Below are 17,949 nucleotides of genomic sequence, written 5' to 3'. Positions count from 1 at the left end.
TTATATTGTTGATTTTGACGAGCCAAGCACAATAAAACAAGTGATAAACGGTATCAAAAGGATAAAAATCGTTACAAAAAGCTGCTCAATTGCTAAAGTGAGCTGCTTTTTCCTTTTAATGCGTACCTGAACTGGCAACATGAGATTAAAACAAATAAAACTTGCTGGATTTAAGTCGTTTGTAGACCCAACTAAAATCCCATTTGATAACGCCTTATCAGCGATTATTGGCCCTAACGGCTGCGGAAAATCCAATGTGATTGATGCCGTACGCTGGGTGCTGGGTGAAAGTTCGGCAAAGCATTTGCGCGGCGATTCGATGACCGACGTTATTTTTAACGGTTCATCGGCACGCAAACCCATTTCTGTTGCGGGTGTCGAACTGGTATTCGAGAACATTCAGGGAAGGCTCACTGGTCAATATGCCAGTTATCAAGAGATCTCGGTAAAGCGACAAGTTAACCGCGACAGTGAATCAAGCTATTTCCTCAATGGTCAAAAATGTCGTCGAAAAGACATTACCGACTTATTTATGGGGACGGGTCTTGGGCCGCGTAGTTATGCCATTATCGAGCAAGGTACTATTTCACGCTTAATCGAATCTAAACCTCAAGAGTTAAGAGTGTTTATTGAGGAAGCAGCAGGTATTTCGCGTTATAAAGAACGCCGCCGAGAAACCGAAAATCGTATTCGTCATACCCGTGAAAACCTCGAACGTTTAAATGATATTCGAGTTGAACTCGGTGCCCAATTAGACAAGCTATCGCAACAAGCTAAAGCCGCTCTACAGTACCGAGAATTAAAAAATAGTGAACGAGAGTTGCATAGCCAGCTATTAGTGATGCGCTATCAGCAATTGTTGCAGCAAACAGACAGACTTGATGCCGAAACGGCCGAAGGTGAGCTTAAATCTGAAGCGTTAGCCAAAACCGCACAGCAGGGCGACACCAGTGTTATTCAACTTAAACAGCAATTGGCTGAGCTCAGTGATGCTGAACATAAGCTGGTAGAGCAATATTACCAAGCCGGTAATACCATGACCAAGCTTGAGCAACAGCTTGCTCATCAGCAACAGCAAGACTCTCAGTTGCAGCAACAAATTCAAGTATTACAACAGCAAATCAAACAAGCTGACGATAATATTGTCAGCATGACCGATGTTCATCAACGATTGGTTGCGCAATTGGATACTCACCAACCCGCTTATGAACAGGCGAGTATTGTACTTGAGCAAATCGATGAGCAAGTTTTTGCTATCGAAGAAGCGTGTGATGATCAGCAGCAACAAGTAACCCAATATGCTGAAATCTTAGCGACAAATAAAATGCAGTTGGCACTGAGCCAATCGACGCTCAGCCATCAACAGCAAAGTTTGGTACAAAACGAACAGTACTTAGCTCAATTACAAACAGAGTTAGCTGCTTTAGCTCAGCAAGACAACCAACAGCAGTTGCACAACAGCACGGCAGAATTAGCTAATGTTGAACAACAACTAAATGATAAACAGCTGCAGCACAGTCAACTTGAGCTTTCCTTACTTGAGCAGCAACAAGCCGTCACTGAAGCGAGTGATGCTTATCAAACCCTAAAGCAAACTGTCACTCGCCATCACTCTCGATTGCAATTTATTGATGAGTTGCTGGCTGATCACACTCAAGATGATGGCCAACAATTGTGGCAAGTTATTGAGGTTGTGCCTGGTTGGGAGAAAGCGGTCGATAAAGTGTTACAAGGCTTAAGTCAATTACCTGTTCTAGGGTTGGGTCAAACATCTTCATTGAGCGTTTCTCCGCCTACAGTGGGTTTTGAGCCACAGCATCAAGTGACGTATCCTGCTTTAACAACCCCAGTTAATTTAACGCCATGGTTACAACATGTTGTGTGGGCGTCCAGTCTCAGTGAAGCAAAGGAGTTATTACCAACATTGCTTCCTGAGCAATATATTGCCACTCAAGAAGGTTACTTGATAGGCAATGGTTTTGTGCTCAATCATACTCAGGCAGGGCAATCCGCTATTGTACTGAGCCAAGAGCGAACAAGCTTAAGTCAGCAATTAATAGAACTTGAGCAACAACTGCTATTGTCTCAGCAATCTCTGACTTCGTTAACTCAACGGGCTGCGACCACTCAGGTAGAGCTGAATCAATGCCAACAGGCTTGTCATCAGTTGCAAATAGAGCAGACAAAACTGCACTCTTTGGTGACAAGTTTAACTCAACAAGCCGTTGAGAAACGCGATAAACAACAGCAATGCAGCCAATCAATCGCCAAGCTTGAACAGCAAATTGGTGATAAACAAATGCATGTCGATGCCCTTGAAGAACAAGTGTTGACGCAAGAAGATGCATTATTGCAAGCGATGAACCAACACGATGTTGCTCAACAAGCTTGGCAAACAAGCCAAGCCAAGCTGCGTGAAACCAAAGTTGTTCGCACTGATGCTGCAAATAGCGTTAAGCAGCTGCAAGCACAAGTGCAGCAACATGCTACCCAACAAGCATTGAGTGAACAAAAATTAAAGCAACAACATGAAAAACAGACAGAATTAGTCAGTCAATTGACTCAGTTACAACAAATGTTGCTCGACAATCAGCAGCAACAAGGTCAACATGATTTAAGTCAATTATCAACACAGCTGGCGCAAGCACTCGAGCAGCAACAAGCATTACAGCAGCAATTACAGCACAATCGGTCTCAACAAGCTGAGCTTCAAAGCAGTTTAGACCGTTTAGTATTGATGCAAAAACAACAGCTTGTAGTGTTACAAGACTTGACTCAAAAGATAAGCACGTTAAAGTTACGTCGTGAGGGCTTAAAAGGGCAGGCTAATGGGCAGCTGCAATTGCTGCAAGAACAGCAAATTCAGCTACAACAGGTCATTGCCGACATACCGGAACATGCATCTGTTGATGTTTGGTCGCAACAGCTTGAAAAAGTAAAACAGAACATTATACGTTTAGGTGCTATTAACCTTGCAGCCATTGAAGAATTTGAATCGCAACGAGAGCGAAAAGCTTATTTAGACAGTCAAGATGACGACCTAAATAAAGGATTAGCGATTTTAGAAGACGCTATCCGTAAGATAGATAAAGAAACCCGAAGCCGTTTTAAAGCCACATTCGAAACGGTAAACCATGATTTAGGGCTGCTATTTCCTAAAGTTTTTGGTGGGGGAAGGGCTTATTTGGCATTAACCGGTGATGACCTGCTTGAAACGGGGGTTACTATTATGGCGCAACCGCCAGGTAAGAAGAATAGCACCATACATTTACTTAGTGGTGGAGAAAAAGCGTTAACCGCTTTATCATTAGTCTTTGCCATTTTTAGACTGAATCCAGCACCTTTTTGTATGCTAGATGAAGTAGATGCACCTTTGGATGACGCCAACGTCGAACGTTTTTGTCGGTTACTGAAAGAAATGTCACAGAGTGTGCAATTTATTTATATCAGTCATAATAAAATAACAATGGAAATGGCCGATCAACTTATTGGCGTTACTATGCATGAACCAGGCGTTTCAAGAATAGTCGCAGTGGACATTGAAGCCGCCGTCGCCATGGCAGACGCGGTATAAATTAGCAAGACAGGGAATCTAATGAAAGATCTACAACTGGTGTTATTCGTATTAGGCGCTATCGCAATAATTGCGGTGTTAGTGCACGGTTTTTGGTCGATTCGCAAACAACAACCTAAATCAATGAAGCAAAGTCCGATGGCTGGATTTTATAAAGACCAAGCTAAACGTCGAGACTCTGAAGGTTTTGACGCAGATGGTATTGGCCAAGTGCGTGTACGTAAACCTGGTGAGGTTGAAGAAACTGTCATTAAGCCTGTATTAAAGACTAATTTAAGTCAAAAGCCGCACTCGGGTACAACTAAGCTAACCGATACTCCTTTACAAGATTCATTGCGTCAGCCTGGTCCGCACAAAACTGAGCCAGAACATGTTGAACCTAAAGTGGTACAGCCTGCACAACAAAGCTTATTTGTTGGAGATGATGTTAAACCTGCTCCAACGGCAAGTACGTCAATGAATACTCCTAAAAAGATATTCAATCCTTCAACCAGTACCGCCAAGTTAGAAAGCTACACAGGTAAGCCTGTTGCCGCCAGGCCAGAGCCGATTAAGCCACCAATACAACCAGCAGCGCCAAAAGTCGACGTTAAAGCTGAAGTTGAAGAGGTTAAAGCTGAAGTAGAGGTTAAATCAACCCTGAAAGCGGATGCTCCTGTAAATGAACCTTTAGAGCCGACCGATGTGTTAGTACTGCATATTGTTGCTAAAGCGGGCGAGCAAATTCAAGGTGCAGAATTATTGCCAAGCTTGTTGTCGCTCAATTTTAAATTTGGCGATATGGATATTTTTCATCGCCACATTGACAATGCAGGTACTGGGAAAGTGCTGTTTTCACTCGCTAACATGCTAAAACCAGGGATATTTGATCCAGATAATATGGAGCAATTTGTCACCCAAGGTGTGGTGCTGTTTATGACCTTACCGGGTTATGGCGATCCATTAATGAACTTCACCATTATGCTGAACTCAGCTTATCAAATTGCCGAGGATCTCGATGCTGAATTATTGGATGGACAACGTCAACCTTGGTCCGATGCCACCAAAAAAGATTATTTACGACGACTCAATGCCGCGTAGGTTGATGTGTTAATTAAGGCCGCAGCAGCGGCCTTAATTGTTTTATACCTTTACACTTTATCAAGCAAACCACGGTTACAACTTGTATGACGGATGCCACAATGCACGCTATTCAAACTGAAATGGATCAACTTACTCACACCATTAACCAACATAATATTCGTTATTACGTTGATGATGCTCCGTCAATACCCGATGCTGAATACGATAGATTAATTAAGCGCTTAACTGAATTAGAACGCGACTATCCGCAATTTAAATCGGTAGATTCACCGACACAGCGCGTAGGTGGTATGGCATTACAAAAATTTGCTCAAATTACCCACCTTAAACCGATGTTAAGTCTCGATAATGCGTTTGAACAAGCTGATTTTGCAGCATTTAATAAGCGTATAACTGATAAAGTCGATAACGTTGATTATGTTTGCGAACCAAAACTAGACGGATTGGCCGTGAGTATTACTTATCGTTTGGGCGTTCTTGAACGCGCCGCAACGCGAGGTGATGGCAGTGTCGGCGAAGATATTACCGCTAATGTGCGTACTATTCGTTCTATTCCGCTCAAGTTACGCGGTGAAGGATTTCCTGATTTAGTTGAAGTACGTGGCGAAGTGTTTATGCCTAAAGCGGCATTTGAGGCATTAAACCAGCGTCAAATAAGCAAAGGTGACAAAGTCTTTGTTAATCCCCGCAACGCAGCCGCCGGCAGTTTGCGCCAATTAGACAGTAAAATTACCGCTTCAAGGGCTCTTGGGTTTTATGCTTATGCATTAGGTGTAGTCGAAGGCGAGTCACAACCGATGCAAACAAGCCACTATGGCCAACTAACACAGCTGCAACAATGGGGTGTCCCCGTCAGTAACGAAGTGAAAGTGACTGATTCATTAGAAAAAGTCTATGCATATTACGCTGATATTATGGCCAGACGAAGTGCGCTTGAATATGAAATCGACGGTGTCGTCATAAAGGTCAATGACATTGCTAAGCAGCAAACTCTAGGTTTTGTCGCTAAAGCCCCTCGATGGGCCATAGCCTATAAATTTCCAGCCCAAGAAGAAATGACCTTGTTAGAGTCAGTTGACTTTCAGGTTGGCCGAACGGGTGCTGTTACCCCTGTCGCTCGCCTCAAACCAATATTTGTCGGTGGCGTGACTGTGTCGAACGCGACCTTGCACAATGCTGATGAAATTGCCCGTCTTGGGGTAAAAATAGGCGATACAGTGATTATTCGCCGCGCAGGTGACGTTATCCCGCAAATTGTTGCTATCGTGCCAGAAAAGCGCCCCGATGATGCACAAGATATTATCTTTCCACAGCATTGCCCTGTGTGCCAAAGCATTGTTGAGCGTTTAGAAGGCGAAGCTGTAGCGCGTTGTAGTGGTGGACTCTTTTGTGAAGCGCAACGTAAAGAGGCGATTAAGCATTTTGCATCCCGTAAAGCATTAAATATTGATGGTATGGGCGATAAAATCGTTGAACAGTTAATTGACAAAGAATTAGTCAAAACGCCTGCAGACTTGTTTTCACTTACCGCTTCAAGCGTCACGATGTTAGAACGCATGGCGATGAAGTCAGCAACAAATATTGTTGCGGCGATTAAACAAGCTAAAACCACCACGTTGGCGCGTTTTTTATATAGTCTTGGGATCCGTGAAGTCGGGGAAGCTACCGCCGCGAATTTAGCGCAACACTTTGCTGAATTTGAGCGTATTCGAACCGCTAGCGTTGAACAACTGTTAGAAGTTGCTGATGTTGGTGACATCGTTGCCAAGCACATTCGACAATTTTTTTCTCAGCCACATAACATTGAAGTAATAGATCAATTGCTTGAAGCCGGTATTACTTGGCCTGTTATTGAACAAGCTGACGAGTCGCAGCTTAGTCTTAAAGGGCAAACATGGGTGTTAACCGGTACGTTAACCCAGCTTAATCGTAACGATGCCAAAGCCCAATTACAGGCTTTAGGCGCCAAAGTGGCTGGCAGTGTCTCGAAAAATACTGATTGCCTTGTCGCTGGCGAGGCTGCTGGCTCTAAGTTAGCAAAAGCGGAAGAGTTGGGCGTTAAAGTGATAGATGAACAAGCTCTGATGGATCTATTGAATGCGGCTAACTAACATGAAAGCTGGTAGCGCTTTATTTATGCTGGTGCATGCCGATAAGAGTTTATTGTGAATTTTAGTAATATTACTTGGTTAGATGATCGTGGTCATATAAAACCGCCATTATTTTTGTATTTAATTTTGGTTTTTTTAGCGCGTGGCTGGTGTATTTTTATAGCATCCTTAACCCAGTTTAATGACCGCGCGGGTTTAGTGCGGTTATTTTATCCTGAAAAAAGCGATTTTGTATCGGCGCTAATTGCTGGTGTAGGGGCGGTACTGATTTATGGACTTATTATTGCTGAACGTAAACGCAGCTGGCCGATATTAATACCTTTGTTTAGACATAGTGGTTGGTTTTTGTGGGGATTACTCATTATTGATGGACTATTTTTGTTCCAGCGAATGATGCACGATGACTATTTGTTTAAAATTGGCTATTCGATTGATGCACTTTTTCTCTTTTGGTCAGTTATTTATGTCTTCAAATCAAAGCGGCTATATTACTATTTTGCCGACTGGACACCGGATGACAGCACTATGCAAGCTGAAACCTTATCTGATGATGAGATTAAGCCAGATACGAAATAATGTACGATTTGGTATAAATGCACTATTATTTATTGGTTTCCAAAAAAATTAAAATGTAAGACCTTGAAACACATAACTCTATTCTTAGAATGTTAGTATAAAATGACATTATCATCTCAGCCATAATGTGGCGAATGTGAAAAGGATCAATACTTTGGCTAAAGCAGAATTAACACAAATACCTGTTTCGCAAATGGTTATCGGGTTAACCGTTAAGCTGCCTTTGTCATGGACAAACCATCCTTTTTTTCGCAGTAAAGTTAAGCTAGAGCAACAAGTGCAAATCGAGATGATCAAAGGCCTCGATGTGACATTTGTGTACGTGATTGATGGCCATGATTTACTGCCTAAAGTTGATGAACCTGTTGAAGTTGAACAACCTGAAGAGGTTGTTGACCAAGAAATTGATTATCGACCATTGGCTAAAAAAAGTATGCGAGTTAGCCAACAGCGCTTTGTAAAATCGGTTAACGATAGTAGAACGGTTTTTGGTAAAATAGTTAGCGACCCTGAGGGGGCGTACCGAGAAGCTGCCACCTTAGTCGAAGATTTAGTCGATCATTTGTATGAAAGTGAAACACCTCATTTAACGTTGGTGGGCAGTGGTGAAGTAGATGTTAGTGTAACTCAACATGGTATTTCAGTTGCAGTACTTTCTATGATGATTGCCCATACACTATCACTGTCTAAAAAAGATGTTCGTGACATTGCATTAGGCAGCTTATTTCACGATATTGGCAAACTCAAAGTACCAGATGCGATTAGACGCAAACGTGGTGATTTGACCGATCATGAAAGTAACTTTTTAAAAATGCACCCCAATTTTGGTTACGACATGCTTAACCGCACCGGATTATTCCCTGAAGCCATGTTAGACATAGTGTTGCATCATCATGAGTTTATTGATGGTAGTGGATTCCCCAACCAGTTAACCGAAGCTAAAATTTTACCGACTACGCAGATAGTGTCATTAGCCAATGACTACGAAACCTTTTTACATCAATACCAGACTCCGCAAATTGCACTGGGTATTTTGTTTAAAACTCACAGCAATAAGCACAGTAATAATTTAATTTCAGTTTTAGTTAAAATATTAGGTATTTACCCTCCAGGTACTATAGTGCGCTTGACTGACGATAGTATTGCCAAGGTGATGATGACCACCGCTGACGTCAAGCAGCCGCATGTGTGGTCTTGTAATGACAGTGGTGCTGAGCCTAGCTTTCGATTTTTAATTAATGAAGATGTCCAAGTAAAGGAAGTCGTTAAGTTAGAAGACTTATCTGAGGGCGCTATTAAAACGTTGCAAGCCAATAGTCCGATTAGCTTTTATTTCAATAACTTCGATCATTAAAATTTAACAGCGTAATATCGAGAATACATGAACACAGTTACTATTATCGGATGTGGTTGGTTCGGTTTGCCGCTCGCCACACAATTAGTTAAGCAAGGTATTAAGGTAAAGGCTTCAAAACGTCACCCTGAAGACTTAGTCCAATTACAGCAAGCCGGTATTGATGCTTATCAATTAAATTTAGCCAATGTGACTAGCCAGGCAAAAAACTCGTCTTTATTCGATGCAGACGCCATCGTGATTAACTTACCACCGGGACTTAGGCGAGGCGAAACTGATTATCTAGGCTATTTAACTCAGTTAATAACCTTGATGGGTGAACACCAATATCAAAAAATTATTTTTATCAGTACGACTGGGGTTTATCCTTCGCTAGATCAAACAGTAACCGAACAAGATGCTGCAGCTTTTAATGATACCAGTGGCACATTATTACAAGCAGAGGCAATGTTTTCAGCTATGAAAAATAGCTGCATTGTAAGATTCTCAGGCTTGGTTGGGCCTAAACGGCATCCCGGACGTTTTTTTGCCGGAAAAACCGATGTCAGCGGCGCCAATGTTGCGGTTAATCTGGTGCATTTAGATGACTGTATTGCTGCTGTTAGCTTAATTCTTTCTCGCAACGATACTTTACCAATTTATAATCTTGCTGCAAACGCTCACCCTACTCGTGGGGAGTTTTATGTTGCTGCTGCAGAGCATCTTGGATTAACTGCGCCAGAGTTTAATCAGCAACAACAACCCAATAAAACTATCGACGGTCAGTTAATTTGTCATCATTTAGGGTTTACATATGCGTTTAATAATCCATTCAAAATGCTTGATGCTTGCTAAACTAGCATAGGCTATAATAGCCGGAATATTTTGATTAAAAGGCGATTATTGTGACGACTCAAACTCAAGCGTTTGCATTACTTCAAGGTGATGAATTCGTAGAACTGTACAAAGTACTCAAAGTACTCGGTCTAGTGAACGGTGGTGGCGAAGCAAAGCATGTCATTACCGAAGGTCAAGTGACCGTCAACGGTGAAGTTGATACTCGTAAACGTAAAAAGTGTGTTGTTGGCGATATCGTTTCGTTCAATGGCGCGACAATTGAAATTGTTCCTGCACAGTAAGGATTGATAAATGCAATTCCCAGAAGATGATAATGGCCAAATGTTGGCAGCAATGGCAGATGCCGGTATTGACCTTACTCAATCAATAGAAGTCGATTTCTTCTTGGTGTTTGACGATCAACGTGATGCCGAGTCAGCCTTAGAAGCATTAAGCCAAAAAGACATGCAAGGTGAGCTTGAGCTTAACTTTGATGAAGAAAGCACTAAGTGGGAAGTGATTGTTTGCCTGCAAATGGTACCTGAATACGCAACGCTTGTGGCTAAAGAAACTGAGTTGAATAACTTTGCCAAAGAGTTTGACGGTATTTCTGATGGTTGGGGCGTGATGCAAAACCAAGCCAGCGATAATGAGTTTGCAGATGATGACCATGTTCACACTGAGCATTGTAAGCACTAATATAGTCATCACTAAAGATTGATTGATTCAAGTAAACAAAAACCGTTAATGCCCTGCATTAACGGTTTTTTGATTATATAAAGCGACGTAGTTTAGTCTTCTTTTATCTCGTTAATGACTTCTTTGGTCTCATGTCCAATAGCTTTAACGGTATCGCGTGTCCCGTGACCGATAGCTGTGGTCACTTTTTTTGTGGTGTGACCGATTTCTTTGCCAGTCTGTTTTAATTCAGCACAGGCGGACAAAGATAGAATAAAGCTAAACGATATCAGTATTACGATGATTTTTTTACACATTGTAGTAGCCTTATCAATAATCTAATATGAGATGTATCATCAGCTTAGCGTCGTTGCTATTTCAGCATAACGGGTTTGATGGTTAAAGGGTGTAATCATGGAGTTAAATGGCACATTGATTGGCCAAATTATTTTCGTTTTAACCTTAGTTGTGGTGTTCTTCACCTTAAGATTTGCCAAGGGGAAAACCACAAATTTACCCTTGGTGGGTTTTTACGCTCTTGTGTTAAATCTTATTTTTGCCCCTGCTGGGTGGATATATTGCTGGTACTGGTCAACCAAACCGTTTTTATCCAAATAAACCTAAACTTAAGAACATCACGAATAGCTAACTTGGGATAATAAACTGTTCGTTCTATTTTAGGTTAACTAATTTATGGAATATTAACCGCGGTTAATGGTGATATCGGAGACATAACCATGTTCTGTCGCTATTAAGGCTTGCTTGAGCATTGTGGCGGCTTCTGTTGCCGTCATAAAGCTTGATGTATTAATGTCTTTGCCACTGGTGTGCCAAAAGTCCGTTGCCATCCCGCCGGGATACACCGAAATCAATTTCATTGGGCTGCCTTTCAATTCTAATCGTAACGATTCAACTAATCCCTTTACGGCCCACTTTACGGCACAGTAAGTCGACTCATTTGCTTTGCCTGCTTGCGCTGCGGTCGACATTACCACAACGACAGTAACGTTGTGATCACGATAGCGACTAACAAGCTCACGCAACACTAGAATGCTTGAAGTGAGATTGTTATGAATTAACTGATTAATCGCTTCTGGTGCTTGTTGTTCGATAGGGCCAAAATAACCACTGCCAGCACAATGAATAACCTTGCTTGGCGGCGCTGGTAATCGCGAAAATAATGCACTGACATCTTCGGCCACACATAAGTCAGCAGCGTAAGTTTTCACGTTTTTTTGCTCTGGCTGAGTTAGGCCAGCTATTACATCTGCTAATTTTTGCTCACTGCGACCTGTCACCAATAACGGCTGATTTTCTGCCGCATACAGTTGTGTTAGTGCAGCACCTAAGCCACTGCTCGCGCCGGTAATAACAATCATAATAAAACCTTCAGCTCAATATTTACTAGGTTGGCTACTATAACAATGCCTAAGTGAAGCGCAAAGCGGTTGTCGTCCATTTCTCAAATCGATTTTCAAATCTGTTGTTTGAGTCAATATAAGCTTATTAATAGGTAATATGTTATTTGGTCAGTGTTTATTAGCCCAAGCAGAAATTAGTTGGGTAAAGCTGAATAAATTACACAGAACGCTTTGTATTTTGACGATAAAGATTGTCTAATAACGCCTTAATTATGTCTGCCGACTTCACGCTATTCCTAATAACGAGACTCTCCATGCTTGAACTCACGCTCCAACTCGCGGTTATTTTATTTTTCGTTGCTCTGGTTGCGGGGTTTATCGACTCGATTGCTGGTGGCGGTGGCTTACTGACCATTCCCGCATTAATGTGGGCAGGATTACCTCCAGCAGCGGCATTGGGTACCAATAAACTGCAAGCATGCGGTGGGAGTTTTTTTGCGAGTTTATATTTTGTACGTAAAGGGATGGTTGATTTACGCAGTATCAAACTGTCGTTGATATGCGCTTTTATTGGTGCATCAATTGGCACAATATTAGTACAAATGATCGACGCTAAATTATTAGAAGTGGTGCTGCCATTTTTGATTTTGGCCATTGGTTGTTATTTTTTATTCTCTAAAAAAATAAGTGAACAAGATCGCCAACAAGTCCTCACTCCAAGTGTGTTTGCTTTTACTGCCGCATTGGGCGTTGGTTTATATGATGGTTTCTTTGGTCCTGGTACTGGCAGTTTTTTTGCCTTAGCATTTGTGTCATTGGCTGGCTTTGGCTTGGCTAAGGCAACCGCGCATGCAAAACTACTTAATTTTGCCACTAACATAGCGTCGTTAATTTTCTTTTTAATCGGTGGTCAAGTCGCAGTGGTATTGGGATTAATTATGCTGGTAGGCCAAGCCATTGGTGCTACGTTAGGTTCACGTTTAGTGGTGACTAAAGGCGTTAAAATTATTAAACCTTTGGTGGTAGTGATGTCATTGGGCATGAGCGGCAAATTATTGTGGTCGCAATATATGTGATAGCAGTGCATGTGATCGCGGTACATGTGATCATAGTATCGATAATTTGGGTTTATTAACGCCATCATTATGTGGTGTACGTGTTTGTTTTTATTGAAGGGATGTTATGCGCATTATTCACACATCAGATTGGCACCTTGGCCAATATTTTTATGGTAAAAGTCGCGCAGCTGAGCACCACGCTTTTATGCAGTGGTTACTTGAACAAATAAACATTCACCAGGTTGATGCGCTTATTGTCGCTGGCGATATTTTCGATACCGGCACACCGCCAAGTTATGCCCGTACGCTATATAATCAATTTATTGTTCAAATTCAACAAACAGGTTGCCAGCTAATTTTATTGGGCGGTAATCACGACTCTGTGTCGACGTTGAATGAATCTAAACATCTCCTTGCCTGTCTAAATACATTGGTTATCCCTGGTGCGTTAGAGCATTTTGAAGAGCATGTTTTTACCCTGAAAAACCGTCAAGGTGACGTTGGTGCTATTTTATGTGGCTTACCTTTTTTACGCCCACGTGATGTGGTGCTAAGTGAATCAGGTGAATCGTCGATAGATAAACAACGTAAATTGGGTGATGCCATTAGCGAGTTGTATCAGCGCTGTTTTGAGCAAGCTGAACAACTCAATAATACCTTTACCACGCCAGTACCCATTATTGCGACAGGTCATTTAACCACAGTGGGTGCAAGCACCTCAGAATCCGTGCGTGATATTTATATAGGCAGTTTAGATGCTTTTAATGCAGCGCTGTTTCCTGCCGCAGACTACATTGCATTAGGTCATATTCATCGGCCCCAAGTGGTGGCTAAATCTGAACATATTCGTTACAGCGGTTCACCAATAGCGTTAAGTTTTGATGAACTCGCGGCAGATAATACCACTAATAAATCGGTATTCTTGGTCGAATTTAGTGATGCCAAATTATCTCAAATTACACCATTAATGGTGCCTGTTTTCCAGCAGATGCAGGTGTTAAAAGGCGACTTAGATAGCATTGAGCAGCAGATAAGTGCATTTGCTTTGCAAGCAGAATCTGCAAAAACGACTTGGTTGAGCATTGAAGTGTCACAACAAGATTATTTGTCTGATTTACAATCGCGCATTGCCGACATGACTCAAGACAAAGCGGTTGAAGTATTGCAGTTAAAGCGTGCCCGTAGTCAACGACAGCAACACATTAAGCAGCTCGATAATGAAACTTTATCTGAGCTCAGTGTCGACGAAGTATTTGGGCGACGTTTGTCGCAAGAAGAGTTTGAGAGTGAATCGCAACAGGCACAGTTAGGGCGAATAAAGCAACGCTTTAACCAAGTGTATGCCGAGGTTGAGTCTGAGCGAAACAGTCAAGAAACGGCCGCGAGCCATGTGTTACAAGAAGCCTCGACAGAAGCCGTTGCTACAAAAAGTGCAACAGAGGGTGAGCAATAATGAAAATTCTAAGCCTTCGCTTTAAAAATATTAACTCACTTAAAAATGAGTGGAAAATCGACTTCACCCAATCGCCATTTGCTGAAAACGGTTTATTTGCTATCACAGGTCCTACTGGCTCAGGTAAAACAACCATTCTCGATGCGATTTGTTTAGCGCTTTACCATCGTACTCCGCGGTTAAGTAATATTTCTAAAACCACCAACGAGTTAATGACTCGTGGCACCGCAGAATGTTTAGCTGAAGTTGAATTTGAAGTTAAAGGTGTCGCTTATCGCGCTTTTTGGAGCCAGCGCCGTTCGCGCGATAAAGCAGATGGCAATTTACAAGATGCTCAAGTCGAGTTGGCAAAATTGAGTGACGGTAAAATTCTTGCCAGCCAGATAAAACGCAAAACCGAGTTAATTGAAGAAATCACCGGGCTCGACTTTGCTCGTTTCACTAAATCAATGATGTTGTCACAAGGCCAGTTTGCCGCTTTTTTAAATGCCGAAGCCAATGAGCGTGCAGAGCTATTGGAAGAGCTAACCGGTACTGAAATTTACAGCTTAATTTCAGCGCGAGTACATCAGCATTTTTCTGATGCCAAAACGAACTTGAAAGTACTTGAAGCTAAGCTTGGCAGTGTTGAGTTATTTGATGAACAACAAGTTGTGGCGCAGCAACTACAGATTGAACAACTCAATCAGGCGCTCGTGATCGATCAACAGCAATTAGCTCAATTAAGCCAATTTATAACCTGGGCAGACAGTACTGAGCAATCGCAGCAGACATTAGTTAACACTCAGGCTCAACAGCAACAAGCACTGTCTAGCGTACAGCAACATAGCGATGAACTCACTCGACTTGAGCACAGTGAGCCAGCACAGCAAATCCAGGCTCTATTTGAACAACAACAAAAAGCCCAGTTAAGCGCCCGAGCATTATCGGAACAGATTGAACAGTTAACTGAACAAGTTGGTGTAGCTGAGCAAACACTGCAACAGCATACCCAAAAGCAAACGCAAACTAAGCAAAGCGTTGATAAAACCAACCAAGCACACAAAGATTTACTTACGCTTATCGACAAACAGGTGTTGCCGTTGGACCAACACCTTAGCCAATTGAACTATCAATTGTCTCAGGTCAGATTAAGCCATCAGCAAACCGCTGAGCAACAACACAAAACGATTGAGCAGCAGCAACAGTTGATGGCATTGCAACAACAACTCACGTCTGCAAAGCAGGATATACAGCAACAACTTGATAATTTGCCGCAAGGCCAAGAAGTGGCGAAAAAGTTTGCGGCTTGGCAGACACAGTACAGCCAAGTATTGCAATTAAACCAGCAGTTGAGCCAACTTGACACTCAACGAGTTCAGCAACAACACAATATCGAGCAAACTCAAACAACGTTAACTGAACTTTCGCCACAAATTAAGCTTGCCAAAACGACGGTCACCCAAGCGTTGGCTCAACAAGCCGACAGCCAACAAGCAATAACGACATTATTGGCTGGCCAAGACGAAAATCAGATTAATCATGAATACCAACAACTGGTCGAGCAACAAGCTGGGCGTTATCAGTTAACTCAGCTATTTAGTCACTATGTGCGTCAGCAGCAACAATGCCAACAATTAAGCAGTCAATCGGTGCAATTTAATACTGATTTACAGGCCCTAGCGCAGTCACTTTCGCTGGTAAGAACCCAGTGGAGTGAAAAAAATCAGCAAGTAAAAGATCTGCAAACCATACTGCAACAAGAACAGCAAATTGCCAATTTAACCTTAGAGCGCGCCAAGCTTAAAGCCGGTGAACCTTGTGCATTGTGCGGTTCGACAGATCACCCATTAGTTGAGCGTTATGAAGCATTGAATGTGTCTGTTACCGAACAAAGAATGCAGCAACTACAAATTGAACTTGATGCGATTAAACAGCAAGGTGAGCAGCTTAAAAATCAACAAACGGCGTTGCAAGTTAACTACGACAACTCGCTCAAGCAATTGAGCCAAGCGCAAACTGAATTACAAACAACTGGGCAACAGTGGCAACAACACACTCAGGTGCTTGCGGTAACGTTTGAATTACATGAGCAGCAACAACATAAGTTAACTGATTATATTGCCCAGTCAGAAGCCAAACAGCAGCAACTTGCCCAAACGATAAGTCAGCTTAACCAATGCCAAAAAACCTTACATCAACATCAGCACAATGCTACCCAAGCAGAACAAGCGTTGGCAGTGTTGGTTAATCAGCAAGGGTTATTGCAACAGCAACTTGATAATTTATCCCAAGGCTTAGTGAGTCAGCAGCAGCAAATAGAATCTGTTAACAAGCAACTGCAGCAACTTAACAGCGCACTGGATGCACACATTATTGCCACAGGGTTAACACCGCCGACGTTAGAAAATGCCGACACTTGGCTACATCATTTACAGCAACAACTTGAACGTTGGGTTGCAGCGCAGCAGCAGGCTATTGATAACCAACAGCAGCTCAGTGTCACCGCTGAAAAACTCACCGCAAACAATCTGCACGCCACTGACATGGCAACCAAGCTAGCAGAAGTGACTGAGCAAGTGGTTACGCTTAACGAACAACTCGATGCGGTACTCGCACAGCGTAAAGCCGTGTTTGGAGATAAAATAGTTGAAGATGAAAAGCTGTTTAGCCAACAAGCAGTAGATCAAGCTCAACAGGTATTTGTCTCAATTCAACAACAATTGCAAACGGCGGATAAACATTTTGCTGGCTTACAAGCGCAGCTGCAATCGACAACGCAGCAAGTAACTAAGGCTAATCAAGAGTTACAGCAGTTGCAGGCCAAATGGCAAATGGCATTACAATCAAGTCCATTTACAGATCAACAGTCATTTGAGCAAGCCTTATTGACGCCAAAAGAGCGTCACACATTACAGCAACTAAAACAGCAACTGGATAACGACATTGTCAAAGCCAATACGTTAGTTGAACAAGCCAAAATAAAACAAACGGAGTTAGCACAGCTGGCAGAGCAACACGGATACGATATTACTCAACACGGCAATATAATGCTGCAACATCAAACGATGGAAGCTAAGCACCAACAAGACAAGCAAACACTGTGGCGCTTAAGTCATGAGTTAGAGCAAGATACCAATAAGCGGGCAGGGCAACAGCAACTGTTAGCGGAACAAGCCCGAATGCAACAAGATTACGACGATCTTGCGTACCTGCATTCGTTAATTGGCTCACAAAAAGGCGATAAGTTCCGTAAGTTTGCTCAAGGGCTTACTTTAGACCATTTAGTGGCATTGGCGAACAGGCAGCTGGAACGTTTGCAAGGCCGGTACTTACTTGAACGCAAAGAGTCCGATGCGTTAGAGCTACAAGTGCTCGATACCTGGCAAGGTGATGCTGTGCGAGACACCCGAACCTTGTCGGGCGGTGAAAGCTTTTTAGTGAGTTTAGCCCTTGCGCTCGCATTATCTGACCTTGTTAGTCATAAAACGAGCATTGACTCACTGTTTTTAGATGAAGGCTTTGGTACGTTGGATAGTCAAACGTTAGATACCGCTTTAGACGCATTAGATAATTTAAATGCGTCGGGCAAAATGATTGGTGTAATTAGCCATATTGAAGCCATGAAAGAGCGGATCGACGTACAGATAAAAGTGACTAAAATGAATGGCCTTGGTATTAGTAAATTGCAGGGTGAGTTTGCTGTAAGTGGGTCTTGATCTGCTTCAAACTCCCATGATTACTGTAATCGAGTTCAAATTAAATATTAATTAAATATCATTTTATATTTGTAAAATGATTATTTTTTGATATAAAAGAGCGTTGATATGCAGTTTGAGTGCAAAAGTCCGTATTTTTAGCTGTTTATACCGGATGCCGTAGTATCAAATATTGGGTCATATTCAC

Annotated in this window: 13 protein-coding genes; 11 read left to right on the top strand and 2 right to left on the bottom strand. The window is 42.3% G+C overall.

Annotated elements, in window-relative coordinates; all coding sequences use genetic code 11:
- The first annotated feature begins 139 nt into the window (after positions 1–139).
- The 8 genes from EGC86_RS12635 to EGC86_RS12600 all read left to right on the top strand — a co-directional run bounded on the left by EGC86_RS12635 (position 140) and on the right by EGC86_RS12600 (position 10,213).
- The gene (locus EGC86_RS12635; RefSeq protein ID WP_123777787.1) at positions 140–3,574 is read left to right on the top strand and encodes a chromosome segregation protein SMC; all 3,435 of its coding nucleotides are present in this window, start codon (positions 140–142) and stop codon (positions 3,572–3,574) included.
- Between the two features lie 21 nt (positions 3,575–3,595).
- Positions 3,596–4,654 carry a cell division protein ZipA gene (zipA, locus tag EGC86_RS12630; protein ID WP_123777786.1) on the top strand — a complete coding sequence of 353 codons (1,059 nt, stop codon included), beginning with the start codon at positions 3,596–3,598 and terminating at the stop codon, positions 4,652–4,654.
- A 101-nt stretch (positions 4,655–4,755) separates the two neighbouring features.
- Positions 4,756–6,768 (top strand): NAD-dependent DNA ligase LigA, encoded by a 2,013-nt coding sequence (ligA, locus tag EGC86_RS12625; RefSeq protein WP_123777785.1) that lies wholly within the window; start codon positions 4,756–4,758, stop codon positions 6,766–6,768.
- 54 nt (positions 6,769–6,822) lie between these two features.
- Positions 6,823–7,344: a DUF2919 domain-containing protein gene (locus EGC86_RS12620; RefSeq protein WP_123777784.1), complete on the top strand. Its 522-nt coding sequence runs from the start codon at positions 6,823–6,825 to the stop codon at positions 7,342–7,344.
- 154 nt (positions 7,345–7,498) lie between these two features.
- Positions 7,499–8,698, top strand: coding sequence for a cyclic di-GMP phosphodiesterase (locus EGC86_RS12615; RefSeq protein WP_123777783.1), 1,200 nt, complete (start codon positions 7,499–7,501; stop codon positions 8,696–8,698).
- A 27-nt stretch (positions 8,699–8,725) separates the two neighbouring features.
- Positions 8,726–9,532 (top strand): SDR family oxidoreductase, encoded by an 807-nt coding sequence (locus EGC86_RS12610; RefSeq protein WP_123777782.1) that lies wholly within the window; start codon positions 8,726–8,728, stop codon positions 9,530–9,532.
- Between the two features lie 50 nt (positions 9,533–9,582).
- Positions 9,583–9,816, top strand: a complete 234-nt coding sequence (locus tag EGC86_RS12605) for an RNA-binding S4 domain-containing protein (protein ID WP_011637911.1) — start codon at positions 9,583–9,585, stop codon at positions 9,814–9,816.
- Between the two features lie 10 nt (positions 9,817–9,826).
- The gene (locus EGC86_RS12600; RefSeq protein WP_011637910.1) at positions 9,827–10,213 is read left to right on the top strand and encodes a ribonuclease E inhibitor RraB; all 387 of its coding nucleotides are present in this window, start codon (positions 9,827–9,829) and stop codon (positions 10,211–10,213) included.
- 92 nt (positions 10,214–10,305) lie between these two features.
- Here the strand turns inward: EGC86_RS12600 and EGC86_RS12595 are convergent, their stop codons facing one another.
- Entirely contained in the window at positions 10,306–10,509 is a 204-nt protein-coding gene (locus EGC86_RS12595) for a hypothetical protein (protein WP_101088078.1), read from the bottom strand.
- Between the two features lie 384 nt (positions 10,510–10,893).
- Positions 10,894–11,571: an SDR family NAD(P)-dependent oxidoreductase gene (locus EGC86_RS12585; RefSeq protein WP_123777781.1), complete on the bottom strand. Its 678-nt coding sequence runs from the start codon at positions 11,569–11,571 to the stop codon at positions 10,894–10,896.
- A 296-nt stretch (positions 11,572–11,867) separates the two neighbouring features.
- Here EGC86_RS12585 and EGC86_RS12580 point away from each other — a divergent pair, with 296 nt between their 5' ends.
- The 3 genes from EGC86_RS12580 (at position 11,868) to EGC86_RS12570 (ending at position 17,762) form a co-directional block, all read left to right on the top strand.
- Positions 11,868–12,629: a TSUP family transporter gene (locus EGC86_RS12580; protein ID WP_041413055.1), complete on the top strand. Its 762-nt coding sequence runs from the start codon at positions 11,868–11,870 to the stop codon at positions 12,627–12,629.
- Positions 12,630–12,735: 106 nt separating this feature from the next.
- Positions 12,736–14,064, top strand: coding sequence for an exonuclease subunit SbcD (gene sbcD, locus EGC86_RS12575; RefSeq protein WP_123777780.1), 1,329 nt, complete (start codon positions 12,736–12,738; stop codon positions 14,062–14,064).
- A complete protein-coding gene (locus tag EGC86_RS12570; RefSeq protein ID WP_123777779.1) occupies positions 14,064–17,762 on the top strand; it encodes an AAA family ATPase in 3,699 nt (1,232 codons plus the stop codon). The genes sbcD and EGC86_RS12570 overlap by 1 nt, the downstream gene beginning before the upstream one ends.
- The last annotated feature ends 187 nt before the right edge of the window (positions 17,763–17,949 follow it).

Source organism: Shewanella frigidimarina (genome assembly GCF_003797125.1).
Taxonomy (GTDB): Bacteria; Pseudomonadota; Gammaproteobacteria; order Enterobacterales; family Shewanellaceae; genus Shewanella; species Shewanella frigidimarina.
This window is presented reverse-complemented; position numbering and strand designations above follow the sequence as displayed.

What these genes read in the sequence shown, in the direction of transcription:
- ligA (WP_123777785.1), top strand. Translation starts at nt 4,756, where the DNA reads ATGCACGCTATTCAAACTGAAATGGATCAACTTACTCACACCATTAAC.
- EGC86_RS12595 (WP_101088078.1), bottom strand. Translation starts at nt 10,509, where the DNA reads ATGTGTAAAAAAATCATCGTAATACTGATATCGTTTAGCTTTATTCTA.
- sbcD (WP_123777780.1), top strand. Translation starts at nt 12,736, where the DNA reads ATGCGCATTATTCACACATCAGATTGGCACCTTGGCCAATATTTTTAT.
- EGC86_RS12570 (WP_123777779.1), top strand. Translation starts at nt 14,064, where the DNA reads ATGAAAATTCTAAGCCTTCGCTTTAAAAATATTAACTCACTTAAAAAT.
- zipA (WP_123777786.1), top strand. Translation starts at nt 3,596, where the DNA reads ATGAAAGATCTACAACTGGTGTTATTCGTATTAGGCGCTATCGCAATA.
- EGC86_RS12600 (WP_011637910.1), top strand. Translation starts at nt 9,827, where the DNA reads ATGCAATTCCCAGAAGATGATAATGGCCAAATGTTGGCAGCAATGGCA.
- EGC86_RS12580 (WP_041413055.1), top strand. Translation starts at nt 11,868, where the DNA reads ATGCTTGAACTCACGCTCCAACTCGCGGTTATTTTATTTTTCGTTGCT.
- EGC86_RS12610 (WP_123777782.1), top strand. Translation starts at nt 8,726, where the DNA reads ATGAACACAGTTACTATTATCGGATGTGGTTGGTTCGGTTTGCCGCTC.
- EGC86_RS12585 (WP_123777781.1), bottom strand. Translation starts at nt 11,571, where the DNA reads ATGATTGTTATTACCGGCGCGAGCAGTGGCTTAGGTGCTGCACTAACA.
- EGC86_RS12635 (WP_123777787.1), top strand. Translation starts at nt 140, where the DNA reads ATGAGATTAAAACAAATAAAACTTGCTGGATTTAAGTCGTTTGTAGAC.